We start from the raw sequence: 4429 nt of genomic DNA, 5'->3' as shown, positions 1-4429 counted from the left end.
TTTTTTAGTAATAAAACAAAAACGAAAGTCTTTATTTCGTTTTCAATGGTGGCAAGTCGAATGCAGTTGATTCATGTTCAAAACCATTACGATGTGCTCCATCACAAAAAGGCTTATTAGAAGATAATCCACAACGGCAAAGCCCTAAAGCTGTTCTTCCTTCTAATCCGTAAGTTTTTCCTTCACAGTCGGTTATTTCAAAATCGCCTTCTATTTTTATAGATCCATTGCGATTGATTGTTAGTTTTGTAGTGCTCATAACGCTTTTTATTATTTTGACTTCAAAGATTGCACATTATATGGTCTCTATCTTGTAATAACTTATTTTTTTCTATTAAAAGCCCTAATTTATCTTAATTCTATTTTATAAAACCGCCGCGGTCGAACTAAATCTCTGGTCTGAATAGCCAAAGCCAAAAAAATTAAGGTGCTAAAGCAGCTATTTATTTATTTTTTCGTAAATTTAAGGTCCTCCCTAGAGAATCGCGATAGTCTCTAAAAAAACCTAATCAGTAAAGATCCCAAACAGTCAATCAAAACTAAAATTTCATATCGTAATACAAAAAACACGGATAAGCCATTCGAATTAATCCCCCACTTTACTGCTTTATTTAAAGACCAAAATAGAAATTAAAAAAAATTATTAACCGCTAAATCAATAGTATGGAAAATTTAAAAAGCGAACCAAAAACAAATTTCAGCGGGGAAGCACAGTGGCATCAAATGTATCTATTGACAGAACAGCTGTATTCTGACTTACAATTCTATAAGGATGATTTGAGTTTTCTATACCATCTTGTTGACAATTATTTTATGGGACTAACACATTATGGTAATTTAGATGAAATGCGTGGAATAGCAAAAGAGCTAACTGATGAAAGCAGCACTTGCGACGAATTACAAAATAAATCTGCTCTGCATTTAAAGCAACTCGCTGAACTTATTGATGCTCCTCATAAGTATGATTCTAACCAAATAAGAAGCGAACACGATAAATTACAAAACGAAGTAATTTCTTTTGTAAATAAATTGAGAAAGAATAAAATAGAAGTATTTGCCATCACTGAAAAAGTGATAAAAAAAGAAATTCAAAAAAGACTTACTGCTTAGTAAACTTCATAACGATCAAGCACGCGCTTAGGATTTATGCTCGCTTGAGATATTTCTGAAAAACTAATCGAACTCTGATGATCTAAAATACCTTAACGAACTCCATTCTCATCGCTGACATCCGTTAATGAATGCTTTAACTTCGATCGTAAATAACTAGCGATTACGCCATCATTTTTGTTTACATATAAAAAATACCTTAATTTAGTGGCATCGCAAAGCAGCCAATACGCTAGCATTACTTTTTAGAAAAAAGGCGCTGCTGCTAAAAAAAAGAAATACAACAATTATGGAAGCATTAAAATTAGGATGGATTGGCCTTGGAAATATGGGAAATCCAATGGTAAAAAACCTGTTAAAAGCAGGATTCGAAATGACTGTATTTAATCGCAGTAGAGACAAAGAAACAGAATTAATAGAATTAGGCGCGAAGTCAGCCGCCAATCCCCAGGAATTAATGAATACATGTGATGTGGTGATCACTATGTTATCTAATGATGCTGCAGTTAAAGAAGTTTTTGAAAGCGAAAATGGATTACTAGCTCAAAACTATTCTGGGAAAATGATCATAAACATGAGTACCGTTTCGCCGGAAACTTCTCGCTATTTAGACAAAATATGTACCGCTCATCATGTCCATTTTATAGATGCTCCCGTTTCTGGAAGTGTAAAGCCTGCTCAGGATGGTAGCTTGGTTATTTTGGTAGGAGCAAGTGATGAGGATTATGTGCTAGCCAAGCCTATTTTTAATGTTTTAGGGAAAGTTTCCATTCCTGTGGGCGAACCTGGTAAAGCAAGTTCAGCCAAATTAGCTATTAACTACTTACTAGGCCTAAACCTTCAGGGATTAGCAGAAACCATAATATTTGCAGAAAAAAGTGGTGTGCGAAAAGAAGATATGCTTTCAATTATAAATGAAGGCGCTTGTGGAAATGGTATCACCAACATCAAAGCGAATTCCATTTTAAACAACTCTTATCCTGCTGCTTTTGCACTCAAACACTTAGTTAAGGATTTGAGACTGGCAAAGGAAGCCGGATTAGATTCCCCACTGATTCATCCTTTGTGTGACAGTTATGAAGTTGCTCAAAAAGAAGGTTTAGGTGATGAAGATGTAATGGCGATTATAACGAGTTTAAGAAACAAATAAAAAATAATATGGGAATATTCTCAGTACTTCTTGGTAACGCGGGAGCCGTTTCTCCGGAACAATTAACACAACAGTACGGACAACTTTTAATCGACGGAGAAGGGATTGAATTGGGTTTTAAGCTAATTAGGGACACCTTTATATTTACTACAAAACGCTTGATTTTAGTTGATAAACAAGGCATAACGGGAAGCAAAACAGAATACAAATCCATTTCCTATAAAAGCATTTCCAGATTCAGCATAGAGACTGCAGGGACTTTTGACCTTGATGCCGAATTAAAAATTTGGGTTTCCAGTGAATTGCAACCCAGCATAAAAAAGCAATTTAATAAATCTATTAATGTATATGAGGTTCAAAAAATATTAGCGCATCATGTTCTAAAATAAACTCCGACTTATGTCATGTCCTAAATAATCCTGGGAGTTTTTTTATTATGATTTTTATAAAAGTCTATCATTGTCCTATTTATAGAACGCGATTGATTTGGGTTAGCTTCTTTCTATAATACTTTTCTTTAACTGAAGATATGATAACACCTCCACTAACCGAAGCGTGAATGAATTTGATATCACCGTCTATCGCTTCTACTACCATCCCGACATGGTTGATTTGTCTTCTACCATTTGTTTTAAAGAAAATTAAATCTCCTTTTTGAGCGTCTTCATTCTCGATTTTCACTCCATATTGTGATTGTTCTATAGATGTACGTGGCAACTGAATATCAAAATTACTAAAAGTAGTACACATCAGTCCCGAACAGTCAAAACCGTCTTTTGTGGTTCCTCCCATACGGTATCTTGAACCGATATTCTCTGAAGCCGAAGAAACCAATTGATCTAAGAAATCAGTACCGTGAAAAGACTTTACACTGTATTTTGAATCCGAATTTCCCATCTCATTAGTTACCCCCAAATTACTAATTAAAGCAATAGGCTCAACAACTTTAGTGCTTCTAATATTTAATTTATAACCTATTGGCAGACTCCTAACAATTTTTGGGTTTTGTCTCTCTAACTCTTTTACTGAAATCCCATACTCTTTAGCAATTCCATATTTTGTTTCTTTTGCCAACACTTCCCGTACCACTTCTGTTTCTAAAGCGAAGGTGTTAACAGTAGTTGGAGTTTCGGCGTTCGACACTTTGCTAGCAGCTGCACTAACTTGTTCCGCCTTTGTGCCTTTAGTTTCAGGGCGAGACTGCAGTGCAATTTGAGTTTCTTTTTGAATTTCTTTTTCGACAACTGGCACATTACGCTCTTCTTTTACAGGGATTGAAATTTTTTGACCAATTTTTAACGCTTCTGTTTCAAGAATCTTATTTGCTTTGTTTAGATCAGCTACTGTGATTCCGTATTCTTTTGCGATAGCATACTTTGTTTCGTTTGCTACAATTTCACGCACAACACCTTCAAATGGCGTATCTTTTGTATCATTTGAATTTACAACAAAATTTGCTTCTTTCTTTTGAGTATTTTTTATTTCCGAAATAGTGTTTTTTTGAATTTTTTTTATTGGTTCAGCCTCAGCAACGATTAAACTTTGATTTAATTCTGTTCCTGGGATTGTGATTTTATCGCCCTTTTTCAATCCTGATTTCTGTAGTGTAGGATTAGTTTTATTTAAATCTTCAATGGTAACTCCGTATTGTTTTGCTATTCCGTAAAGAGTTTCTTTTGCAAGCACAATATGCTTTTTTTCAGGATATGAATTCGAAATAGTTGACGCCGTATTCTTGTTTTTTGAAAATACCGTAGGAATTAATAAAACCGATTTGAATTTTAACCCTTTTCTACAGTCTGGATTGAGTTCATAAATAGCGCTGGACTTAATATTATAGTGCGCTGCGATCTGACTTATAGTTTCACCCTTTGAGACGGTGTGCTTTGTATACTTTTCCTGTGAAAAAGCACTTAAACCAGTCAAAAGCACCATCCCAAAAATCCAACTATAATACCTCATAAACTCTATTTAAATATTGATTTAATTTACCTATGCAACTGATTTACAAAACAATAATACGTTTTTTTGTTCAAATATTGAATATTTGTCATGATATAACGATGAAATAAGTAAAAAAAATATTCCCTTACTGCGAATTTAACCTAATAAAATTTATATCATACAATTTTAACAACTCGTTATATTTGTTTTAACAAATTCCAAAAC

5 protein-coding genes are annotated in these 4429 nt (G+C 34.0%); 3 read left to right on the top strand and 2 right to left on the bottom strand.

From position 1 onward, the window contains the following. Nucleotides 1–31: 31 nt before the first annotated feature. The gene (locus tag A3SG_RS0117570) at nucleotides 32–259 is read right to left on the bottom strand and encodes a CDGSH iron-sulfur domain-containing protein (protein ID WP_016991307.1); all 228 of its coding nucleotides are present in this window, start codon (nucleotides 257–259) and stop codon (nucleotides 32–34) included. A 404-nt stretch (nucleotides 260–663) separates the two neighbouring features. Between A3SG_RS0117570 and A3SG_RS0117565 the strand changes: the two genes are divergently transcribed. The 3 genes from A3SG_RS0117565 (at nucleotide 664) to A3SG_RS0117555 (ending at nucleotide 2649) form a co-directional block, all read left to right on the top strand. Continuing rightward, nucleotides 664–1110, top strand: a complete 447-nt coding sequence (locus A3SG_RS0117565; RefSeq protein WP_016991306.1) for a hypothetical protein — start codon at nucleotides 664–666, stop codon at nucleotides 1108–1110. Nucleotides 1111–1399: 289 nt separating this feature from the next. Then, complete coding sequence (locus tag A3SG_RS0117560) at nucleotides 1400–2260, top strand: NAD(P)-dependent oxidoreductase (RefSeq protein WP_016991305.1); 861 nt, start codon at nucleotides 1400–1402, stop codon at nucleotides 2258–2260. 8 nt (nucleotides 2261–2268) lie between these two features. Continuing rightward, nucleotides 2269–2649, top strand: a complete 381-nt coding sequence (locus A3SG_RS0117555; RefSeq protein ID WP_016991304.1) for a PH domain-containing protein — start codon at nucleotides 2269–2271, stop codon at nucleotides 2647–2649. A 79-nt stretch (nucleotides 2650–2728) separates the two neighbouring features. Here A3SG_RS0117555 and A3SG_RS0117550 read toward each other — a convergent pair whose 3' ends face one another. Next, nucleotides 2729–4222 carry a peptidoglycan endopeptidase gene (locus A3SG_RS0117550; RefSeq protein WP_016991303.1) on the bottom strand — a complete coding sequence of 498 codons (1494 nt, stop codon included), beginning with the start codon at nucleotides 4220–4222 and terminating at the stop codon, nucleotides 2729–2731. Between the last annotated feature and the right edge of the window lie 207 nt (nucleotides 4223–4429).

It is taken from the genome of Flavobacterium sp. ACAM 123 (assembly GCF_000264055.1).
Classification (GTDB): domain Bacteria; phylum Bacteroidota; class Bacteroidia; order Flavobacteriales; family Flavobacteriaceae; genus Flavobacterium.
Note: the sequence above shows the minus strand (reverse complement) of the source record. Positions and strands in the feature narration are given on the sequence as shown.